The organism is Paenibacillus sp. FSL W8-0919 (assembly GCF_038003785.1).
Taxonomy (GTDB): domain Bacteria; phylum Bacillota; class Bacilli; order Paenibacillales; family Paenibacillaceae; genus Paenibacillus_AQ; species Paenibacillus_AQ lactis.
Map to the genome: position 1 here is coordinate 2,642,438 of NZ_JBBOPV010000001.1, position 20,915 is coordinate 2,663,352.

The 20,915-nt window shown below is 53.3% G+C and carries 19 protein-coding genes; 12 read left to right on the forward strand and 7 right to left on the reverse strand.

The features are described from left to right. Positions 1-161 precede the first annotated feature (161 nt). Positions 162-1,232 carry a globin-coupled sensor protein gene (locus NST44_RS11780; RefSeq protein ID WP_210094403.1) on the forward strand — a complete coding sequence of 357 codons (1,071 nt, stop codon included), beginning with the start codon at positions 162-164 and terminating at the stop codon, positions 1,230-1,232. 146 nt (positions 1,233-1,378) lie between these two features. Here the strand turns inward: NST44_RS11780 and NST44_RS11785 are convergent, their stop codons facing one another. Next, positions 1,379-2,770 (reverse strand): SpoVR family protein, encoded by a 1,392-nt coding sequence (locus tag NST44_RS11785; RefSeq protein WP_210094402.1) that lies wholly within the window; start codon positions 2,768-2,770, stop codon positions 1,379-1,381. Positions 2,771-3,082: 312 nt separating this feature from the next. Here NST44_RS11785 and NST44_RS11790 point away from each other — a divergent pair, with 312 nt between their 5' ends. Beyond that, on the forward strand, positions 3,083-4,879 hold the full coding sequence (locus NST44_RS11790; RefSeq protein WP_213613695.1) for a S9 family peptidase: 1,797 nt from the start codon (positions 3,083-3,085) through the stop codon (positions 4,877-4,879). A gap of 102 nt (positions 4,880-4,981) precedes the next feature. On the opposite strand, the gene NST44_RS11795 is transcribed toward NST44_RS11790, so the two are convergent. Beyond that, complete coding sequence (locus tag NST44_RS11795) at positions 4,982-5,971, reverse strand: cation diffusion facilitator family transporter (protein WP_210094400.1); 990 nt, start codon at positions 5,969-5,971, stop codon at positions 4,982-4,984. Between the two features lie 319 nt (positions 5,972-6,290). On the opposite strand from NST44_RS11795, the gene NST44_RS11800 reads away from it, so the two are divergent. The 4 genes from NST44_RS11800 to glpX all read left to right on the forward strand — a co-directional run bounded on the left by NST44_RS11800 (position 6,291) and on the right by glpX (position 9,316). Beyond that, positions 6,291-6,467, forward strand: a complete 177-nt coding sequence (locus NST44_RS11800; RefSeq protein WP_007127315.1) for a GapA-binding peptide SR1P — start codon at positions 6,291-6,293, stop codon at positions 6,465-6,467. Positions 6,468-6,704: 237 nt separating this feature from the next. Continuing rightward, positions 6,705-7,364: a helix-turn-helix transcriptional regulator gene (locus NST44_RS11805; RefSeq protein WP_007127316.1), complete on the forward strand. Its 660-nt coding sequence runs from the start codon at positions 6,705-6,707 to the stop codon at positions 7,362-7,364. Positions 7,365-7,377: 13 nt separating this feature from the next. Beyond that, positions 7,378-8,184 carry a pyruvate, water dikinase regulatory protein gene (locus NST44_RS11810; protein ID WP_007127317.1) on the forward strand — a complete coding sequence of 269 codons (807 nt, stop codon included), beginning with the start codon at positions 7,378-7,380 and terminating at the stop codon, positions 8,182-8,184. Between the two features lie 154 nt (positions 8,185-8,338). Beyond that, the gene (gene glpX, locus NST44_RS11815) at positions 8,339-9,316 is read left to right on the forward strand and encodes a class II fructose-bisphosphatase (protein ID WP_007127318.1); all 978 of its coding nucleotides are present in this window, start codon (positions 8,339-8,341) and stop codon (positions 9,314-9,316) included. Positions 9,317-9,407: 91 nt separating this feature from the next. Here glpX and NST44_RS11820 read toward each other — a convergent pair whose 3' ends face one another. Together NST44_RS11820 and NST44_RS11825 are read right to left on the reverse strand one after the other, a co-directional pair. Continuing rightward, complete coding sequence (locus tag NST44_RS11820) at positions 9,408-9,911, reverse strand: hypothetical protein (RefSeq protein WP_007127319.1); 504 nt, start codon at positions 9,909-9,911, stop codon at positions 9,408-9,410. Between the two features lie 248 nt (positions 9,912-10,159). Continuing rightward, the gene (locus tag NST44_RS11825) at positions 10,160-11,020 is read right to left on the reverse strand and encodes a DegV family protein (protein WP_210094398.1); all 861 of its coding nucleotides are present in this window, start codon (positions 11,018-11,020) and stop codon (positions 10,160-10,162) included. A 176-nt stretch (positions 11,021-11,196) separates the two neighbouring features. Between NST44_RS11825 and NST44_RS11830 the strand changes: the two genes are divergently transcribed. Next, positions 11,197-12,144, forward strand: coding sequence for a hypothetical protein (locus NST44_RS11830; RefSeq protein ID WP_210094397.1), 948 nt, complete (start codon positions 11,197-11,199; stop codon positions 12,142-12,144). Between the two features lie 101 nt (positions 12,145-12,245). Here the strand turns inward: NST44_RS11830 and NST44_RS11835 are convergent, their stop codons facing one another. Then, a complete protein-coding gene (locus NST44_RS11835) occupies positions 12,246-13,157 on the reverse strand; it encodes a molecular chaperone DnaJ (RefSeq protein ID WP_007127322.1) in 912 nt (303 codons plus the stop codon). Between the two features lie 287 nt (positions 13,158-13,444). On the opposite strand from NST44_RS11835, the gene NST44_RS11840 reads away from it, so the two are divergent. The 5 genes from NST44_RS11840 (at position 13,445) to NST44_RS11860 (ending at position 19,028) form a co-directional block, all read left to right on the forward strand. Then, entirely contained in the window at positions 13,445-14,194 is a 750-nt protein-coding gene (locus NST44_RS11840) for a DeoR/GlpR family DNA-binding transcription regulator (protein ID WP_007127323.1), read from the forward strand. Further along, positions 14,194-15,105 (forward strand): 1-phosphofructokinase, encoded by a 912-nt coding sequence (pfkB, locus tag NST44_RS11845; RefSeq protein WP_007127324.1) that lies wholly within the window; start codon positions 14,194-14,196, stop codon positions 15,103-15,105. The genes NST44_RS11840 and pfkB overlap by 1 nt, the downstream gene beginning before the upstream one ends. 73 nt (positions 15,106-15,178) lie before the next feature. Further along, the gene (locus NST44_RS11850) at positions 15,179-17,152 is read left to right on the forward strand and encodes a PTS fructose transporter subunit IIABC (RefSeq protein WP_210094396.1); all 1,974 of its coding nucleotides are present in this window, start codon (positions 15,179-15,181) and stop codon (positions 17,150-17,152) included. Between the two features lie 289 nt (positions 17,153-17,441). Beyond that, positions 17,442-18,296 (forward strand): MBL fold metallo-hydrolase, encoded by an 855-nt coding sequence (locus tag NST44_RS11855; RefSeq protein WP_244869082.1) that lies wholly within the window; start codon positions 17,442-17,444, stop codon positions 18,294-18,296. A gap of 126 nt (positions 18,297-18,422) precedes the next feature. Further along, on the forward strand, positions 18,423-19,028 hold the full coding sequence (locus NST44_RS11860) for a YitT family protein (protein WP_210094395.1): 606 nt from the start codon (positions 18,423-18,425) through the stop codon (positions 19,026-19,028). A gap of 141 nt (positions 19,029-19,169) precedes the next feature. Here the strand turns inward: NST44_RS11860 and NST44_RS11865 are convergent, their stop codons facing one another. Both NST44_RS11865 and NST44_RS11870 read right to left on the reverse strand, forming a co-directional pair. Then, positions 19,170-19,832 (reverse strand): bifunctional 2-keto-4-hydroxyglutarate aldolase/2-keto-3-deoxy-6-phosphogluconate aldolase, encoded by a 663-nt coding sequence (locus NST44_RS11865; RefSeq protein ID WP_007127328.1) that lies wholly within the window; start codon positions 19,830-19,832, stop codon positions 19,170-19,172. An 89-nt stretch (positions 19,833-19,921) separates the two neighbouring features. After that, on the reverse strand, positions 19,922-20,884 hold the full coding sequence (locus tag NST44_RS11870; protein ID WP_007127329.1) for a sugar kinase: 963 nt from the start codon (positions 20,882-20,884) through the stop codon (positions 19,922-19,924). Positions 20,885-20,915: the final 31 nt, after the last annotated feature.

Genomic DNA, 20,915 nt, shown 5'->3' on the forward strand with positions numbered 1-20,915 from the left:
TTCGATTTAACTTGCATATTCAGGCAATGGCAAGATGTGATTTTATACACTCAATTAGGACTTTAGAATTATGCCTTGATTGGTAAATATAGTCTATAATGAACCCTAAGTACTTAGACCTGTAACAGGGATCATTCTATTTAGGAGTGAAGGATTTCGTCATGATGGATGTTTCACCGAAAAGACGTCAGCAGCTGGAGTATATCGGACTACGTGAGCATGATTTAGAGCTGCTTGCACAGCACCGCGATGTGTTTGTCAAGGTGGTCGAGGAGGTGGTGGACCGGTTTTACGCGAGAATCGGCGAACAGCCGCAGCTCATGCAGATTATTAACCGAATGTCGACCATGGAGCGGCTGAAGGAAACCCAGCGGGTATATTGGTTGTCGCTTGCAGAAGGCCGGGTGGATGAGGCCTATCTCGAGAACCGGATTAAGATCGGACAAGTTCATTCGAGAATCGGGCTGAATACCGATTATTATCTCGGCAGCTATATGCTATATTTGGATATTGCAGCAGATCTGTTTAAGCAGCTGCTTCCTGAGCAATGGACGCATGTCGTGCATGCGCTCAGCAAAATGTTCAATCTGGATTCTCAGCTCGTTCTGGAGGCTTATGAGATGAAGGAGAAAGAAAAAATTCAAAATTTGGTCACGGATCAACAGAAAATGTTGGAAGCGATTACAGAATCGGTGCAGGAGCTGACCGCCATGATCGTTGAGCTGGATCAAAGCGCAGCGCTGATGGCCGATAATGCCATGAAAACCGCGGAGGCTCAAGAGAAGGCCCATACGCTGACCGCCGAGCTTGGCGAGGAGATTCTCCAGATCGAGCAGATGGGCAGCCTGATCCGGGAAATCTCCGACCAGAGCCATCTGCTCGGACTGAATGCCGCGATTGAGGCTGCGCATGCCGGAGAGCTCGGAAGAGGCTTCGAGGTGGTGGCGGGCGAAGTGAGAAAGCTCGCAACACATTCTAAAAAAGCGATGGAAGAGATCCAAAGCAAAGTCAGCGGGATTATACGCAAGCTGGGCCTGGTGGAGCAGGAGTCCGAGAAGACCTCGGTGAACGCCCGAAATCAGGCGGCAAGCTCCCAGGAGCTGGCGGCTTTCGTGAAGATGATGGAGAAGCTCGCGGATGACCTGGAGGCTTTAAAGCACGAGTATGACGTGCACAAGCATGATCTGGAAGCTGAATCGGCTCCGATGAAGTCCGAGAAGGCCACCGTTTGATTCGAAAGCGAAGGCGGTGCTTGGCGATAAATCTTACAGATGAACAAGAAAGCAGCATCCACGGACCGGAGCGATTGCACCGGGAGGATGCTGCTTCTATTTTTATTAATGCGGAAGAAACGAATCGAAGCTGCGACAAAAGTCATTCAAATAAATCGCCGGTGGAGCTTCTTGCCGTCATAGGAGAATAGAATCGGCTTGCCTTCGATCATGCTGTGCAAATGCACCGGCTTGCCCCAGAGCCGGTAAACGTACGGTATTGTGCGCTCCATGTATTTCAGATCAAGCTCGATGCCTTCGAATAGATGCTTGATCATGAGTTCACCGGAACGAAGATGGTCCCCGTCGGTGACGACCAGATAGGGGTTGCCGCCGTTTACGCGGGAGACGACGAGCTGATCCCGAATGTTTTCCCACGCTTTGTCCGTAATTTTCCACTCAGGGCCCTTCTTCTCGAATACGTACAGGTCCAGATCCTCAACGAGCTCCTTGGTCAAATAATTGCGAAGGAACGAGATGTCGGAGTCGTATTCCCTCACGTCGAACATCTTCTCCCGGTCCCAGCGCCGTTCGATGTCCTCGAAGATTTTAAGACCCAGATAGTACGGGTTCAGGCTGTGGCGCAACGGCTGGACGACGGAAGCGTTCAGCTTGGCGAATTCCACCGTTTCCTCGCTGGTCAGGTCCATCTCCCGCAGTATGCGCTGATGCCAGTACGAGGCCCAGCCTTCATTCATGATTTTCGTCTCCATCTGCGGCCAGAAATACAGCATCTCCTCGCGAAGCATGCTCATGATGTCCCGCTGCCAATCCTCAAGAATATCGGAGTGCTCCTGAATAAACCACATGATGTCCTTCTCCGGCTCAGCCGGAAACCGCTTTGGCGCGGCGGGAGCCTGCTCCGCCTTTTCTTCCTCGTCTTCATCCAGCTCCCATAGATCATCGTACCGGCCGGGAGGCTTCTGGCGTTTGGCCTCTTCCCGCCGCTCCAGCATCCGCCGCTCGTTATAGCGCTGCTTGTCGAGTTTTTCGGGCTTCAGGATTTGAGGGTCGACATGCTCCTGGATCGCCAGAACCGCGTCAATGAATTGCTCGACCGCTTCCGTTCCATGCTCCAGCTCATAACGGGATATCCGCTCGGCGGTAGCGGACATGCTCTCCACCATATTGCGGTTGGAGACCGAAAAACGGGCGTTGTTTTTGAAGAAATCGCAGTGGGCGAGCACATGGGCGACGATCAGCTTGTTCTGAATCAGTGAATTGCCGTCCAGGAGGAAAGCGTAGCACGGATTGGAATTGATCACGAGCTCGTAGATTTTACTGAGACCGAAATCGTATTGCATCTTCATTTTATTGAAGGTTTTGCCAAAGCTCCAGTGGCTGAACCGCGTCGGCATGCCATAAGCGCCGAAGGTGTATATGATGTCTGCCGGGCAGATCTCATACCGCATGGGATAAAAATCAAGGCCGAAGCCTGATGCAATTTCGGTAATCTCTGCAATGGAGCGCTCTAACTCAGCAATCTCGTCTTGGTGCACGAGGATCCCTCCTTCGTTAATGGAAACCTGGTTCTTATCATATATATGGGAACTTGATGGAGATATGCGGGCTCAAGGGAGGAGTCGGGCGAAGAATAGGCTTGTTAAGAGAGCGGGCGGTGAAAGCATGGAGACCACTTTTTGGTGTAAAAAAATACCATGCCGAGACTGTCGATCACGGATTTGCCCTCATGCCAATGTCAGGATGTTCGCGGAAATGATTTACGCTATAATATGAGATAATCCGCTGCGTTGGCATAATCCACCAGTTAATCAACCTGTGGATAATTAGAGGGACAGGGAGGCAAAGGAATGATTCCATTTCCTAAACCGGATGTCGAGCAATTTTTCCAGACTTATTTGATTCGTAATTTTGCTGTAAGCGCAGATGAGTCCAGACTGGTATTCAGCAGCAGCATGAACGGAAAGTTCAATTTATGGGCGATGGACCTGAGGGAGGAGACGGCATATCCTTACCCGCTTACCTACAATGACCAGGCCGCAAGCTTCATTAAGCTGGACCCCAAGGGGCGCCATATTCTTACGGGGTTTGACCGCGACGGCAATGAGAACTATCACATGCACGCGCTGCGCTGGAGCGGCGGGGAAGCGATTCCGTTATTCGAGGATGCCAATCCGGATGACAAGTATTTCTTCGTACATCTGTCCGAGGACGGCAGAAGGCTGTATTACGTCACATCGGAAGGCAACCCGTCCTGTCTGAACTCCCTGGTCTATGATCTGGAGACGAGAGAGAAGAAGCTTCTGCATGAAGGCCGGGATACGGCCACCGAGCTGTCTGCCGTGAGTCCTGACGAGAAGACCATTGCTTATACGAAAATGTATGCCAATACCTATTACATAAGCTATGTACAGCGGGAATCCGAGGAGCCTCTGTGTCTGACTCCGTCGCCAGAGCAGGTGCATACCGCCGGCGGCGTGCAGTTTATCGACAACGATCATGTCGTGTTTACGACCGACTATGATTCCGAGTTTTCTTACGTCGCCGCGTATCACATTTCCCAGCGGAAGTTTGAGCCGCTGTGCCGGATCGAACGGGAGAGCGTTCAGCTTCTACGCTGGCATGAGGATTCCCGAACGCTTTATATCCTGACGGAAAAAGGCGTGGAAGATAAGCTGTATGCCTATTCCATGGACAGCAGCGAATTGACGGAGCTGCCTCTGCCGGCGGATATCGTAGAGCAGCTGAACGTGACGAAATCGGGGACTCTGTACCTGCTGGCCCGCGGCGCGGTCAAGCCGCTGAATATTTACCGCTACAAGGACGGCAGCTGGACCATGCTGACGAAGAACGTGTTGACAGGCTTGACAGAGGAGGATCTGTGCTCACCTGAGACCGTTACGTACCCGTCTTTTGACGGCATGGAGATCGAAGCGCTGCTGTTCCGGGCCAAGGAGGGAGTGGCTAACGGATACACGATCTTCTGGCCGCATGGCGGTCCGCAAGCCGCAGAGCGCAAGCAGTTCCGGGCGATGTTCCAGTATCTCCTGGCACAGGGATACCATATCTTCTGTCCGAACTTCCGGGGCAGCACAGGCTATGGCAGCTCCTTCGTCAAGCTGGTGGAGCAGGACTGGGGCGAAGGGCCGCGCAAGGATTGTCTTGCAGGAATGGATTGGCTGTTCGAACAGGGAATTTCAAGCCGGGAAAAGCTCTTTGTTATGGGTGGAAGCTACGGCGGTTATATGACCTTGCTCCTGGCCGGCCGCAATCCCGAGTACTTCAAAGCGGCAATTGACATCGTGGGGGTGAGCAATCTGTTTACCTTCTACAACTCGGTTCCGGATCATTGGAAGCCGATCATGGAGCGTTGGCTCGGCGATCCGGAGCGGGATCGGGAGCGGTTCATCAAGGATTCGCCGATCACCTACCTGGACAACATGGTGAACCCGATGCTGATCATCCAGGGAGCGAATGACCCGCGTGTCGTTCAAGCGGAATCGGACCAAATCGTTGAGGCGCTTCGAGCCAAGGGCCGGGACGTCGAGTATATCGTGTTCGAGGATGAGGGACATGGCATCACAAAGAAAGCCAACGAAAAAATTGCCTATGCCCGCATGGCCGAGTTCCTGCGGAGAAATCAATAATCGGATCACAAAAAGGCGCCTCGCATCAAGCGATTGCGGGCGCCTTTTTTATGGCTGCAGCGGACTGTTCAGTGCTCGCGAGGGGGCGACAGGTGCTGGGCTTTAAGGCTTTTGTGGTTCGCTGCCAAGATCGGCGCTCGGGCTCCAGACCCGGATGTTGTCGTCTTCCAGAATGCCCAGGGTAACATCGGAGATGTCCGGGTTTTGCAGCAGCAAGGAGTTGACCCGCATTTTGGATACGCTGGCCTCGGCCAGGGACATGCCTTGCCGCAGCTCGATGTATGCCTCGACATGGTAGCTTCGTCCTTCCTGCACGATGCGGAGCCGATTGATGTCACGCACATCCGGGTCCGCAAGGATGATCCGGGAGATCTTCTCCTCGACATCCTTCGGCGCTGAAACGCCGATCAGACCGACCATATTGTCGTACCCGACCTTGAAGGCTACGCCGATCATCAGACATCCGATCAGAATCGTTGCGATGCCGTCGAGGATCAGGAAGTCCATGAAGTGGGCAAATACGATGGCGATCAGCGCAAACAGCGCTCCCAGCGTGGCGACGATGTCTTCATAGAACACAAGCCGGGTAGGCGGTGCGGCCTTGCCGGCGTTTTTGAAGGCGGCCGGGAACATGCCGAGTCCGGCAGCTTCGGTCCGGGTTTCTTTTAAAATCTCCTTCATCGCCTTCATCAGGATACCGCCGTCAATCAAGACCGCTATAGCCAGGACAATGAAGTTCAGCCAGAAGCTCGTTGCCTCCTCCGGATGCTTCAGAAGCTTGTAGCCTTTATGAATGGTTTCATAGGCCATAATCGTTACGACGATGACCGCAACCATACAGACCAGATTGATGACCCTCCCGAACCCTGTAGGGAACTTCTTGGTCGGCTTTCGCTCGGCGAGCACGCTGCCGACGAATACGAAGCCCTGGTTCACGGCGTCGGCGACAGAATGCATGGCGGAGGCGAACATCGTCCCGCTGCCGCTGACGGAAGCAGCGATCGCTTTAATGATCGCAAGTCCCGTATTGCCAAGCGATGCGATGGCCGAAGACGTGTTTCCTTTCTTAATGAGCTGCCACAAGTTTTTCATCCAAACCCTCCGTCGATCAGTGTCAATTTCCAGGTGATTTCCGAAATCTATATTATCACAGGATACCGAATATATGGTGATTTTTTCCTCCAGCGTACGGCCGTTTCCTTAGTTTACCCGAAGTTAAAGCTCATTCTCCATGAATTACTCATAACTTTATTTCTTACCCAATACATTAACAATATAGTGGAAAATAAAGGATGGGTGGGGCGAAGCCGTTCTGGATGCGGCGAGAAGGGATTGAAGGTTGAACCATTGGGTAAGGAGTAAGGACATCTGCCTTGCAGCAATGCGAAACAATGCTAAGGAGGAAATGGGAATGAAGGCGTTGACAAGTCCAGAGGCAGGAGTGGCTCAAGGAAGACAGGATATGGGGCTTATTATTTGCTCCGGATGTGAAGAAATGGTTGATACGATCCCCACCGACGGCGTTAAAATCATTCACGGATACTGCGGCAAAGGAGAGTGCGAGCGAAGTACTGCCCAGAATTCATAAGTTCATTAATCTAAGCAAAGCATGCCTAGGAAGTGCATTCCGGGGCATGCTTTTTATTTTCTGCATTTTATTTGGCGTCAGGCATGAGATGGGGACCCGAGGATCATCAGGAGAACAATCTTTATCAATTTTTTTAATAGGCCATACAAAAAATATTAATACTTTATGTCATCATTTTAGACGAAAATATGTTGCATATATAATATATATGACGTATTATATCCGCAAGCAGAGGAAATGGAAGCAGGAGGGATCACTATCGAACTGACGCCAAGACAGCTGGAAATCGTCGATATCGTAAAGAAGCATGCCCCGATTACGGGAGATCAAATCGCGGAGCTGCTTAACGTTAGCCGGGCTACTCTGCGTACCGATTTATCCAAGCTTGTCATACTGGATTACATCGATGCAAAGCCTAAGGTTGGATATTTTCTCGGAAAGCGGGGCGAGCCTGATCGGGAGGAAAAGTTCCGACTGCTCAAAATGAAGGTTGGCGACCTCCACGGCGTTCCGATCATCATAAGGGAGACCACAACGATCCAGGAGGCGGTTGTCGCCCTGTTCCTTGAAAACGTGGGGAACCTCATTGTGACCGATGCGGACGGCCATCTTGCAGGCATCGTGTCCCGCAAGGACCTGCTCAAGGTGACGCTGGGGAATCCGTCGGCCTCGTCCATGCCGGTCAGCCTTATTATGACGCGCCGGGCGAATGTGACCACGGTACAGCCGGAGGATACGGTGCTTGATGCCGCCCGCAAAATCATAACAAGGCAGATCGACAGCCTGCCGGTTGTCGTTCCGTCAGAGGACGGCAATCCGGATCACTGGAAGGTTGTAGGACGCATTACCAAAACTAATATCATCAAAATGCTGCTCGACATGGTAGCCGAGGAATAGTGGGAGGAATCGGATGAATCAGGCATCGACTCATTTTATAGCAATCTGTTCAGATTCAATCGGGGAGACGGCCGAAGCGGTCGTACAGGCAACGCTGCGGCAGTTCGAGCTGGAAGACGCCGAAATCAAGCGATATATGAATGTTCGGGACGAGGAAGAGCTTACGGAGCTGATGGAGGAGGTTGCCAGACGGGGCGGATTTGTAGCATACACGCTGGTGCAGCCGGAGCTGCGGGAAGTAATCCGGGAGGAGGCGGTAAGGCTGAATATCCGCGCGGTCGATATTATGGGACCGATGATGCAGGCCTTCGCCGACACCTTCAACGATTATCCGAAGCGGCTGCCCGGCTTGCTGCATCGCCTGGATGATACGTATTTCCGCCGAGTGGAGGCGATGGAATTCGCCGTTCAATACGATGACGGCAAGGATGTCAGCGCGATCTTGAAGGCAGACATCATCCTGCTTGGCGTTTCGCGAATATCCAAGACGCCGCTGTCAATGTTTCTTGCTCATAAAGGCTACAAGACGGTCAATTATCCGATCGTGCCGGATTTGTCTCCGCCTTCGCAGCTTCAAGAGGTGAAGACGGGGACGATCATCGGCTTGACGATGGAGCCGGAGCATCTGCTGAAGATCCGCAGCGAACGGCTCAAGGTGATGGGGCTTCCGAATGAGGTTCAGTATGCGACCCTTGAGCGGATCCGCGAGGAGCTCGATTATGCGCTGTCGTTGTATGAACGGCTGGGCTGCCCTGTCATTGATGTGACGGATAAGGCCATTGAAGAGACGGCGGGGCTGATCACGAATTTATTGAAATAATATGTCCATAGAAGTTTGTTTTAACGATACGATGCAGGCAAGAGAGTAAAATGATTTCTGCGATTGCAGGAACATTTTACGTGCTTGCCCACGACATGCATTCAATCTGTCCAAATTATATGACGGAACATATAGGAGAGGGAGGGTACGATCAATGGAGAGCTCATTGGCATTGGAGTTGGTACGAGTAACGGAGGAAGCGGCGCTCAGGTCCGCCCGGTGGACCGGCAGAGGAGACAAACACAGTGCCGATGAGGCTGCGACGCTTGCGATGCGCAAGCACTTCGATTCGGTCGCTATGAACGGCGTGGTCGTGATCGGTGAGGGCGAGATGGATGAAGCGCCAATGCTGTATATTGGGGAAAGAGTAGGCAGCGGCAAAGGACCGAAGATGGATGTTGCCGTTGATCCGCTGGAAGGGACTGAAACGGTGGCTAGCGGCTTGAATAATGCTCTATCGGTGATCGCGGCAGCTCCGCGGGGAAGCCTTCTGCATGCACCCGATATTTATATGCACAAGCTGGCGGCTGGTCCTCGGCTCGCGGGAAGGCTGAGCCTGGACGACCCGATCGAAGTAACGCTTCAGAAGGCGGCGGTCATTCTGGATAAGCCGTTATCGGAATTGACGGTATCCATTCTGGACCGTGAGCGTCACAGCGCCATGATTGCGGCTTTGCGGGAATCGGGGGTTCGAATCAAGCTGCTCACTCATGGAGACGTGATGGGAGCGATCGAAACCTGCACCGACAGCGAGGTCGATCTTTATGTCGGGTCCGGCGGGGCGCCTGAAGGGGTGCTGGCCGCGGCCGCGCTGAAATGCCTTGGCGGCGAGCTTCAGGGCCGGCTGATTCCGGTTACGCCGGGCGATATGGAACGCTGCCGCAGGATGGGGCTTCAGGATCCCGAGCAATTGCTTCGGATGGAGGATATGGTAGGAAGGGAAGGCGTGCTGTTCGTGGCGACCGGGGTAACGCCCGGGGATTTTCTGCAGGGCGTCAAATTCCTGCCGGGACAGCGGGCGGAGACGCACTCGGTCCTGATGCATTCGGGTACGCAAACGGTCCGTTATCTGCGGAGCGTCCACCAGCTGTTCGCGGGATCGGGAACGCTGGCGGCTGCGGCATCATCCTGATCGATCCCTCTTTGTGCATGCGCACAAGCCGCCCGCCCGGGTTTCCCGTGGCAGCTTTTGTTTGAGTTATTGAATTCGTGCCGGCTTGAATTCAGCTGTGCCGCTTGCGTCCGAGTATGATCCAAGCACCTCCGAGCACGAGCAGAACCGCAATGACAGGCTGGATCACGGACAAATAGTTCAGCATCGGACCAATGGAGAAGACAACAAAGAACAGCAGGGACAGCACGGTCAAAATATTGATGGGGATCAGCAGCCATTTATTGCGCGAGCCGAACCAGTAGAATTCGAACAGGCCGGCTGCAACGGCGAGAATAAATCCCGGCCACATCGTGTCCCAGCTGTCGAATAAGGAAGCGATCTGGCTGACGACACCGGCTGTCAGCAGGATTCCTCCCGGGATGAGCAGGCCGATGCCTTGACGCCCGACCAGCGAGAAATACATCCAGTGGAAAAACAGCCCCAGCGGAATCACGAACAAGGTTGGCCAGAAGGTGGCAAAGATGGAGCCGGCGCCAACGGAGCCGCCTTGATTGAGCAGCAGGTAAGCACCGAGCAGAATGAGCAGGGGAGCGAGGATGGTACGTTTCAACATACGAGCTTACTTCCTTCCTATAAAGAAATAGTTAACTCAAGAATACCATGTTCTGGATGAGGATGTCCTCGGTCCCGAGTATCCCGCGGAACTGGACCAAAGTCTAGGATATTGCAATGAAGCAATTTGACATAAAGAAAACAGCTCTGCATGATGCTAACTGCACAGCAGAACTGTCTTTGAATAACCCACCATTTAAAGCCCTACTTAAAAAGTCGGGAACGACGAATTTTTAGAAAAACAGCCTCTTAAACGGCCGGTTTCTTGGTATACATCAGGCCGACGGTATGCGGTCCGCAATGGCTGCAGATGACGCATCCGGCCGTGGAGATGGCAACCTCCCGTGCACCGGTCTTCTCCTGCAGCTCCTTCTGCAGGAACCGGGCTTCCTCTTCCGCCATCGTATGTACAACAATGATCAAATCATTGTCCATGTCCTGGACCTGAGCGAGCGCATTTTGGATCATCTGGTCCAGTGCCTTTTCTTTCTTGCCGCGAACCTTGTAGGCAGGAATCATTCCGCCGTTGACGACTTTAATCACCGGACGGATCTTCAGCAAGCTGCCGATGATGTTCTGCATGCCGGAGCAGCGACCGCCTTTATGCAAATAATCCAGCGTATCGATAACGAATTCGCACTCCACTTCATTGACGGTTCGGCTGAGCAGCTCCACGATTTGAGGAATGGAGGCGCCTTGTTCGGCTGCACGCACGGCCTTCATCACGAGGAGTCCGATGCCGCAGGAGAGATTGCGGGAATCGAAGACGGTAACCCGGCCCTCAGGCAGCTCGCCGGCAGCGATCAGCGCGTTTTGATACGTCGAGGACAGCTCGGATGAAATGCTGAGAAACAGTATATCTTCGCCCTGCTCGATCGAAGGCGTGAAGGCGGCGATGAAGTCAGATGGGGAAGGAGCTGCTGTCTTTGGCAGATGGCCTACCTGGTCGACCTTGGCGTACAGCTGCTCAGGCGTAATATCCACGCCGTCACGCAGAGATTGCTCACCAAATACCACATAGAGAGGAATAATTCCGATATGATGCTTTTCTATCCATGCAGAGGGCAGATCGCAAGTACTATCAGCGAATATTTTAATTTTTCCAGACATGAACATCTCCCTTTATCAACTATTTTGCTCTGTACTACTAGCATACCTTGTTTGATAGTAAAAGTGAATGATATTGTCAGGCGGGCCGGGTGGCGGCAGGAAATATTAAGAAGAATTGGTAATCGGCCGCAACCTTCATCGGTCCTCCTTCGTCCGTAATGATAGGAGGTGGTTTTATGGGAAAGAGAGCAGCTCGGAACAAGCTGGTTGCACTCACAACTGCGGCTGTATTGCTTCTGGCCGTTACCGCGTGCAGCGGTGAACAACCGGCAGCAGAGCCCCCGGTCGATCCGAATCCGGTTGAAGAAGGAGTACAAGAACCGGTGCAGCCGGCGGAGCCCAATCCTGAAGAAGGCGAAACGCAAGAACCGGTAAAGCCGGGAGATCCGGAAGAGGGTCAGAGCACTGAAACGAAACAGGGGACCGGTACCTATGTGGGTCAAATTGATAATCATTCCGTAGAGATTGAAACCGAAGACGGACCGACCGCCTTCCGTCTCGGGGATCATATGAACGAAGCCATTGCCGGACTCCAGGGAAATGAAGAGGTTGCCTTCGAATATTTCGAGGAGCCGGTTGAAGGCGATGAAGGGCTGAAGCAATTGATTCTGACGAAAATAACGGTCAGGCAGTCCGGCAGCGGCTCGGATTCGGATACCTCGCAGCTTCCCGCCACGAAGGAAGTGGAGCTTGAGCTCGAAGGCATGAAGGAGACGAAGACCGCCAAGCTGGCTTCAGGAAACGGGTATTCCTTGTATATATTCGATATCTTCTCGTTTGACGCGAAGACCGGCAAGCTGACAATGAATGTGGATCCAGATTATTATGTAAAAATTACGAAGCTGCCCTCGGATTACAACGGGGACATGCTGAAGCAAGAGGCCGAGAAAGAATTGGCCGAAGTGGGTAAAGTCCTTGAGGCGAAGGAGAATGAAAGAAATCAGGCGCTGAAAAATGCCCCCGTGTACATGATTGCCCGAGGGGAGCAGCTGACCCGGGAATATATCGTAGCGGAAATCGATGGTCAAGGCTTTATCTTCCGTGTGAATATCCCGCATCGCGAGCCGACCGAGGGCTTTGTGCCACATGCGTTTGCATCGCTAGCTACGATCGTTAACCAATAACTCTCCACTTATTTAGATAAAAGAAACCGCCCGGCGTAAGGGGAATCGCGAGCCGACTCCTTGCCTCCCGGGCGGTTTTGTTATTCCCTCAATGCTGCGTGCTATTTAGAAGCTTCGAGATATCTCTGAATAAAGAGCTTTGCGTTGGCGTCCTTCTCCGTCCCCTCACGAATCCCTGCGTACATCTCGTTCTTGAGCACGGGAATTTCCTCGCCCAGCTTGCTTCCCATAATATCGACGGCATACACATGCTCGGTGCCGTCTTCCTCGTCGACCCCCTTCAGAAGCATCTCCGGTGTCACAAGCGCTTTCAGCTCGCCGTTCACTTCTGCTTCCAGCGGGCGTACCATGCCTTGATTGCCGACCCAGTCAAATGCATTCTTATCCATGATATAAAGGTCAGGCCTTTCGGTTGCCAGCACGAGCAGCGCTTTTTGCAGCATGGCGGCGTCCTGCGGATTGTTCGAGTCGAGCGCCGGCACATAATTAATGTTAACGGTTACGCGTTTCCACTCGGGAAACTGTGCCAAAATCGCGTCTTCAATCGGCTTGACATCCGTACCGCCGTCGGGGTTGAAATACGACCCCAGGAACATCACGGAGAGGTCTACCGGGGGCAGCTTTGCCAGCCGCTCTTTTTCCGCCTGATGGTTAAAGATGCTGATCGCGATATACACAAGAATGCCAAGAATGGCGATGCCCCCAAGCAGATGAAATTTATAATAACGGAAGAAATGGTCGGTTTTCTCGGCAGTTCCGGCCAGTTTTTTGTATTTTCCATACCGCTTCTGATTCAATTCCTCCAGAGACTTGCGGTTCTCTTCATCAAGAATGAATTTGTAGGCCTTGGTAATCTCGGCGAAGCGGGCTTCAATCTCTTCCGCCCGGTCCGGCTCACGCCTTTGCTGCGAACGGGTCTGACGCATGAGGAGGGTATACCTGTCATCAAGCTGTTCCCGGGTCGCATCCTCCGGCAAGCCCATTCGTTCGTAGGCTTCTTTCAATTGATCCATCCATGTCACCTCTTCTATACTGTGAGAGTTTCCTAGTTACCAGTATATAGTGAAGAGGCATACTTGCACAAACGTTTATAGACGGTGCAGGCGAGTCGGCATTAGGACGATAAAACCCAGCCGCAACGAAGAAGAGCCAGAAGCAAGCGGGGCGGATAAAGCTGGAGCGGTATGAAAAATATAGGGAATATGCCATTCAATAATTTGAAGGATTATGAATGTTTATGATTATTTTTGATTGTTTTTTGCGCGAAATATGATAGGATTAGATCTGGAGGGGATTCATTATGCTGACTGAAGAAAGATACCGCGTTATTTTAGAGCGCTTACAAGAGCGCGGGGTCGTCAAATTGCAGGAATTGGTCGAACTCCTGGAAGCATCGGAATCTACAGTGCGGCGTGATTTGATTGATCTTGAGGAACGCCGCTTATTAAAGCGTATTCACGGGGGAGCAGCGCTGCCGAGTCAAAAGGCCCCCGAGCCGGGAATGGAAGAGAAATCATTCAAAAACATTCAACAGAAAAATGCCGTTGCCAAGCTGGCTGCGCAGCAGGTACAGGATGGCGAGAGCATTTATCTGGATGCGGGAACGACCACATTGGCGATGATCCCGTTTATCGAAGCAAGCAACGTGACCGTTGTGACCAACGGCTTATCGCATATCGAAGCATTGGTAAGCAAACGCATCAACAGCTATCTTCTGGGCGGCATGATGAAGATTCGCACGAAAGCCGTAATCGGCAGCATAGCTCTTCAAAACATGGATAACTTCCGCTTTGACCGCTGCTTTCTCGGGACGAACGGCGTCGATATCGAGATGGGGTATACGACGCCGGATCCGGAAGAAGCCTTGATCAAACGGCGGGCCCATCAGCTGTCCGCTACCAGCTATGTTCTTGCGGACTCCAGCAAGATCGGAGAAGTCACGTTCGCTAAGCTGCTGGATTTAAGCGAAGCGACGTTGATTACCGAATCGCTGCCGGAAGCCTGGCGGAAGTCCATAGCACAGAAAACCAACATAATTGAGGGATCATGATGATATATACGGTAACTTTGAATCCTTCCATCGATTACATCGTGGAAGTGGAGCATATCGAGCTTGGAAGCTTGAACAGAATGGCCCGGGACTTGAAGTTCCCGGGGGGCAAAGGCATCAATGTCTCGCGGGTATTGAACCAGCTCGGCGCAGACAATACCGCGATCGGCTTTCTTGGTGGATTTACCGGGCGGTTTATCGACGAGACGCTGAGAAAGGAAGGGATCGTCACCGACTTCGTGAGGATTGAAGATGATACAAGAATCAACATCAAGCTTAAGCACGGGGACGAGACGGAGATTAACGGCCTCGGGCCGAGCATCCGGCAAGAGGAGGCCGATGAATTGGTCCATAAGCTGTCACGGCTTCAGCCGGGCGATATCGCGGTACTGTCCGGAAGCGTTCCGCCATCGCTTGGCTCAGGCTTCTACGACCTGTTAATTCAAGCGTGCAAGAAGAGCGGAGCCGAATTCGTGATCGATACGACGGGGAATGCGCTGATGAAGGCTTTGGCTCAGCAGCCGCTTGTCGTCAAGCCGAACCATCACGAGCTGGCCGAGTTATTCGGCGTCCCGATGGATTCGCGCGATAAGCTTGTCATGTACGGCCGCAAGCTGCTTGAGCAGGGTGCGCAGCATGCGATGATCTCCATGGCGGGAGAAGGAGCCCTGCTCATTACGGCTGATCAGGTTTATCACGCCAACGTTCCGGCGGGAACGGTCCGGAATTCGGTAGGCGCAGGCGATTCGATGATTGCCGGGTTTGTCGGCACGCTGTCTCTGGGGCACAGTCCGCTTGAGGCATTCCGGACCGGGGTTGCATCGGGAAGCGCAACGGCGTTCTCGGACGATCTGGCAGCCAGAGAAATGATCGATAAACTTCGTGAACAGGTCACGATCACGCCATTGTGAGGACATGCATGTTTGCAATGCGGCTGCGAAACGGCAGACATCTAAGGCAGAAATTAAGGGAGTGTTATCCATAATGAGAATAACGGAATTAATGATTCAGCAGACCATGATTATGGATCTGCAAGCGGTAACGAAGGAGGCGGCGATCGACGAGCTGATTGCCAGCCTGGCCGCAAGCGGACGAATCAATGATCCGGTCCTGTTCAAGGAAGCGATTCTGAAGCGGGAAGCGGAATCGAGCACGGGGATCGGCGGAGGCATTGCGATGCCCCATGCGAAGACCCGGGCGGTGAACGAGCCGACCGTCGTATTTGCCAAGAGCAGCAAGGGTGTGGATTTTGAGGCATTGGACGGCGAGCCGGCTTATGTGTTCTTCATGATTGCAGCGCCTGAGGGCGCGGGAAATACCCATTTGCGGACGCTTGCTGCACTTTCCAGGCTGCTGATTGATGCCGATTTCATCAGCCGGTTGATGGAGACGAAGACGCCTGAGGAAGTAACGGCGCTATTCGATGCCAAGCAGGCGGAAGAAGAAGCGGCAAAGGCCGAGAAGGAAGCTGCCAAGCAAAGGAAAGAAGCAGAGAAGCAATCGGACAAGCGTCCGGAGTCTGACAGCGCTATCGAAGCCGCACCCGTTCAGGACGGAGCAGCCTCCGGTGAGCAAGGCGCCTTCGTCGTTGCCGTAACGGCCTGTCCGACCGGGATCGCCCATACGTTTATGGCGGAGGACGCGCTCAAGAAGAAAGCCCAAGAGATGGGCGTCGAGATTCGGGTGGAAACGAACGGCTCGGAAGGGGCGCAGAACATTTTGACCGAGGAGGAAATTCGGCGCGCCGCCGGCGTCATCATTGCTGCCGATAAGCAGGTCGAGATGGCCCGCTTTAACGGCAAGCCGGTGCTGCAGCGCCCAGTCAGCGACGGCATCCGCAAATCGGAGGAGCTGATTCGAAAGGCAGCGAGCGGTGATGCGCCGATCTACCGCAGCGAAGGCGGCGGGACATCCGGAGAACAGCAGGGCGGACACAGCGGCATCGGCAGCAAAATTTACAAGGATCTGATGAACGGGATTTCGCATATGCTGCCATTCGTTGTCGGCGGAGGCATTCTGCTGGCCGTATCCTTCCTGATCGAGCAGCTTGCCGGTGAGAATCATCCGCTCTTTCAGCTGCTGCAGACGATTGGCGGAGGAGAAGGCGCTTTCCACTTCCTGATTCCGGTCCTTGCCGGATTCATTGCCTTAAGCATCGGTGATCGTCCGGCATTGATGCCCGGCATGGTCGGCGGCCTGATGGCGCTGAATTCGAATTCCGGGTTCCTCGGCGGTTTGGCTGCCGGCTTCCTTGCCGGATATGTCGTCATTCTGCTTCGCAAATGGTTTGCCGGCTTGCCGAAGGCACTGGACGGCTTGAAGCCGATATTGCTGTATCCAGTCGTTGGTTTGCTGATCACCGGTACCATCATGTTTTATCTGTTCGATCCGTTCTTCAGCTGGATCAATCTTGGCCTGACCGATATTCTGAACAATCTCGGAACGGGCAATGCCGTCATTCTTGGTCTGATTCTCGGCGGAATGATGTCGATTGACATGGGCGGCCCTTTCAATAAAGCGGCTTATGCATTCGCTATCGGCGTATTTACGTCGAGCGGCAATACGAACGGCGCGATGATGGCGGCGGTGATGGCCGGCGGCATGGTTCCTCCTCTGGCAATCGCCCTGGCTACGACGTTCTTCAAGCGCAAATTTACGGAACAGGAGCGCAAGTCCGGGGTTACGAACTATGTTATGGGTCTTTCCTTTATCACGGAAGGCGCGATCCCATTTGCCGCTGCCGACCCGCTGCGCGTACTGACATCGTGCATTCTCGGTTCGGCGGTTGCCGGCGGATTGACACAGCTGTGGAGCGTTAACGTTCCGGCCCCGCATGGAGGGATTTTCGTAGCGGCTTTGGCCAACCACGCGCTGCTGTTCCTGCTGGCCGTTATCATTGGCGCGGCGCTGTCAGGTGTACTGCTGGGTCTGTGGAAGCGGCCGGTTGAAAGCAAATAGAGCAGTGGATTTTAGCCCGATCTTACCGGCATTATCTCTTGAATGTTGCTGGTTTTAAAGCAAAAATATCTCCAAATACTTGATGCGAGTTGGAATAAGAGGCGGCAAGCCCCTTTCCAGCTCTTTTTTTACGTTGTCCCGTTTAACATAACACAATTCCTACGATGAAAAGCTCCCAGAAGATGCTGATTTAGGGTACAGTATGTACAGAGGCTGGTGAGTCGATGAATAAGCAGAAGCATCTGTGCTCACCGTTTATTGCAACATCAACCGAAGGGAGAGGGGACAAGTGAATGGACGTCATAACGGCCATGGACGAACACCGGAGCAGCTGATCGGGGAGATGAATCGAACATCCGCTCCGCACGGAATGGCTGCGGTTTGGTTTTTGGGACAGGAGAGCGTTGTAATTAAAGGCGGGGAGACCGTTATTTATATCGATCCTTATCTGTCCGACGAGCTGGAGCGGAAGAGCGACCTCCAGCGGGCTTTTCCAGCTCCGCTTAAGCCGCAGCATGTTACGAATGCCAATGTGGTGCTGATTACGCATGAGCACGATGATCATATGGACTTGGGGACGATCTCGGTTATCGCCAAGAATAACCCGGACACCCGCTTTGTCGCGCCGGCAATCTGTCATGAGGCGATGCGAGACGCAGGAGTTGCCGAAGACCGGCTGCTGGCTGCCGCGTGCGACCAATGGCAGGAGCTTGAGGGCTTCCGCTTGATGGCGGTGCCGGCGGCTCATGAAGTGCTTGAGGAGGATCGGATGCTGGGGCACCGGTATGTCGGGTATTTGATTGATATTTCGGGCGTGCTAATGTATCATGCTGGCGATACCGTCGTTTACCCGGGTCTTGTTGAGCGGCTGCGGAATCACGCGATTGACATCGGCATGGTGCCGATCAACGGGGGAGACGCCTTCCGTAGGCAGGATGGGATCGTGGGCAATATGGGCTTCCGTGAGGCGGCTGAGCTTGCTGCAGCAGCGGGCTTCGAGCTGACGATCCCACTCCACTATGACGTATTCCCGTTGAACGGGGAAAGACCGGGGCATTTTATCGATTATTGTTATGAGAACCATCCATATATGAAGACCAAAGTGATGGCGCGAACGGAACGATTGATTTATGTCAAGGCGTAGCCCTTCGTACAGGTGGTTTTGCACTTATAGAGTGGAATTTTTTTGAAATCAACAAGGATAAGGCCGCAATTTTTCGATTTGACGAGCATATAAATGAGACATGCCTTATAAATGGAGCTGTTGGATATGCTGTCATTTCGAAAACATGTCATCATCGTGATCGGAAGCTTCCTGATCGCGATGGGGACCAATTTCTTTCTTGTCCCGCAAAAAGTGCTGGATGGCGGCGTGATCGGTATTGCTCTCATTGCTAATTATGTGTTTGACCTACATATCGGCTTTGTCATCATCTTGTGCAGTGTCCCCATATTCATTGCGGCTTGGGTCCTTAATCGTGAAATATTTTACAACAGCTTATCAGGCATGCTGATCTCTTCGTTCGTCATCGATTTGCTGTCCCCGTATCAAGGGGATGTATTACGTGTGTTTGCCCCCGGCGCCATACCCAGCGCCATGATTGGCGGCGCTCTGATCGGGACAGGCCTTGGTCTGATGCTAAGAAATGACGCAAGTACGGGGGGAACGGACCTGCTGGCGCATTTTCTGTCCAAGTATGTGCCTCTGAATGTCGGAATCATCATCCTGCTGATGGATGCGGTGATCATCGGCATCGGAGGTGCTGTTCTCTCAGGCAATACGTTTGTTAACTCCATCTTCACGATCTTGTCTGGGGGCGTGGCAACCGGGCTTTGTACGCTAAAGCATGGTCATCGAAGAACGAGAAGGTTATGATCGGCGTGCTTCAACAAGCACTGCGGGAACGGCGCTTCTGAATGCACGCAGCAAGCCGTCGGCGGGGAAGAGAAGAGGGGACATCATCTAAAAAAGGACTGCCACAGCGAATGCGCGGCAGTCCTTTTGCATACGTACAAGTTAGGCCTTGGTCTTCTTGAATGCATCGATATATGCACGGGCCTTCTCCGAAATCAGATCAAGGTTGCCGCTCTTCATCGCATCCTTGGTTAAATCTGAACCGATTCCGACTGCAAATGCACCGGCCTTGATCCATTCATGGAGGTTATCGAGGTTCACCCCGCCGGTAGGCATAATGTTCGCCTGCGGGAGCGGGCCCTTAAGGGATGGGATCACGGATGGCGAGTACAGATTGCCCGGGAACAGCTTAATGACATCCACACCGAGCTCTAGGGAGGCGACAATGTCATGTACGGTGACGGCCCCCGGCATTACCGGAACGCGGTAGCGGTTGCAGAGCATGATGGTGTCCCGGTCAAAGCCAGGGGATACGACAAACTCCGCACCGGCCAGGATGGTCAGTCTTGCGGTTTCCGAGTCCAGCACGGTGCCGGCGCCAATGATGGCATAATTGTCGGCTTGCGGATCCTCCGAGGAATACATTTTTGCCAGCCGGGTGATTGCTTCGGTGGCGAACGGAACGGTCATCGTCACTTCGATCACTTTGATACCGCCTTCAATGGCACGCTGGGCGACCTCGACGACTTCTTCCGGCGAGTCCCCGCGAAGAACCGCCACGACGCCGGCATCATGAATTTGTTGGATCAGTCTGAGTTTCTTCATAGTAACACTCCTATCGGTTATTAAATGAATGGATCAAGGCCTAGCGTAAATACTGCTGGAGTGGAAAGACGTAAAACAGCCTATGCCTCTTAACGCTCGATGTGGGCGGCTTGTCCGCGGCGCTGCAGCACTTCGTCCCAAGTCGGAAGGGCTTCCCAGTCGCCTGGAGCCTGGATAACCATCGATCCGGTCAGACCGCCTAACGAGAGCGCTTCCTCCGGCGACCAGCCCTTAGCAACTCCGGCGAGGAAGCCGGCACAGAACCCGTCTCCAGCACCTACCGTATCGACGACCTGGTCCACTTTCTCAAACGGAAGGGAATACGTCTGTTCTCTGTGCACAATCACATTGCTTCCGTTGAAGCTTTTGATTATGCTCATCCCCGGCAGCTTCCGGAGCTGCTCGGTAATGACCTCTTCATCCTCGGTCTTAAACAACAGCTTGCATTCGTCATATCCAGGAAGGAAATAATCGCAGGAAGCCGCAAGCTCCAGCAAGACGGGACGAGCCTCCTCTATGCTCCACAGCTTGAGTCGCAGGTTCGGATCAAAGCTGATCCGGACGCCATGCTCCTTGCATAGGGATACCACATGCCGGATCGTTTCCAGGCAGCTGCCGCTTAGGGCAGCAGTGATGCCGGTGATATGAACGATCTTAGCTTGTGCTATGTATTCGGCATCCACATGCGCAGGGGTCATCCTGCTTGCCGCAGAGTCCTTGCGGTAGTAGTAAACGGAGGACTGTCCGCGAACGGTCTGCCGCAGCATAATTCCTGTCGGCGCTTCATCGGTCTGGGTAGCCCTTGAAACGTCGACACCCTCTCCCCGAAGCGTTTTCAAAATGCCGGTGCCGACCGGATCGCGACCGAGTCTGCCGAACCAGCCTGCCGTGCACCCAAGCCGCGCAAGACCGATTGCAAGGTTGCTCTCCGCACCGCCGAAGGACTGGGCCATGCTTCCTCCTTGGCCGATGCCCCGGGGCCCTTCCGGATAAAATAATCCCATCGACTCGCCGAATGTGATGACATCCAGCTTTGGTGTGTCACTCGTCATACATGCTGCCCCCTTTATAAACAATACCATT

Bases quoted from the DNA above. Each gene is read 5' to 3' on its own strand.
- glpX (WP_007127318.1), top strand. From the start codon at position 8,339: ATGGAGAGCTCATTGGCATTGGAGTTGGTACGAGTAACGGAGGAAGCG.
- NST44_RS11810 (WP_007127317.1), top strand. From the start codon at position 7,378: ATGAATCAGGCATCGACTCATTTTATAGCAATCTGTTCAGATTCAATC.
- NST44_RS11780 (WP_210094403.1), top strand. From the start codon at position 162: ATGATGGATGTTTCACCGAAAAGACGTCAGCAGCTGGAGTATATCGGA.
- NST44_RS11795 (WP_210094400.1), bottom strand. From the start codon at position 5,971: ATGAAAAACTTGTGGCAGCTCATTAAGAAAGGAAACACGTCTTCGGCC.
- NST44_RS11820 (WP_007127319.1), bottom strand. From the start codon at position 9,911: ATGTTGAAACGTACCATCCTCGCTCCCCTGCTCATTCTGCTCGGTGCT.
- NST44_RS11870 (WP_007127329.1), bottom strand. From the start codon at position 20,884: ATGACGAGTGACACACCAAAGCTGGATGTCATCACATTCGGCGAGTCG.
- NST44_RS11825 (WP_210094398.1), bottom strand. From the start codon at position 11,020: ATGTCTGGAAAAATTAAAATATTCGCTGATAGTACTTGCGATCTGCCC.
- NST44_RS11860 (WP_210094395.1), top strand. From the start codon at position 18,423: ATGCTGTCATTTCGAAAACATGTCATCATCGTGATCGGAAGCTTCCTG.
- NST44_RS11800 (WP_007127315.1), top strand. From the start codon at position 6,291: ATGAAGGCGTTGACAAGTCCAGAGGCAGGAGTGGCTCAAGGAAGACAG.
- NST44_RS11840 (WP_007127323.1), top strand. From the start codon at position 13,445: ATGCTGACTGAAGAAAGATACCGCGTTATTTTAGAGCGCTTACAAGAG.
- NST44_RS11805 (WP_007127316.1), top strand. From the start codon at position 6,705: ATGGAAGCAGGAGGGATCACTATCGAACTGACGCCAAGACAGCTGGAA.
- NST44_RS11850 (WP_210094396.1), top strand. From the start codon at position 15,179: ATGAGAATAACGGAATTAATGATTCAGCAGACCATGATTATGGATCTG.
- NST44_RS11790 (WP_213613695.1), top strand. From the start codon at position 3,083: ATGATTCCATTTCCTAAACCGGATGTCGAGCAATTTTTCCAGACTTAT.
- NST44_RS11865 (WP_007127328.1), bottom strand. From the start codon at position 19,832: ATGAAGAAACTCAGACTGATCCAACAAATTCATGATGCCGGCGTCGTG.
- NST44_RS11835 (WP_007127322.1), bottom strand. From the start codon at position 13,157: ATGGATCAATTGAAAGAAGCCTACGAACGAATGGGCTTGCCGGAGGAT.
- pfkB (WP_007127324.1), top strand. From the start codon at position 14,194: ATGATATATACGGTAACTTTGAATCCTTCCATCGATTACATCGTGGAA.
- NST44_RS11830 (WP_210094397.1), top strand. From the start codon at position 11,197: ATGGGAAAGAGAGCAGCTCGGAACAAGCTGGTTGCACTCACAACTGCG.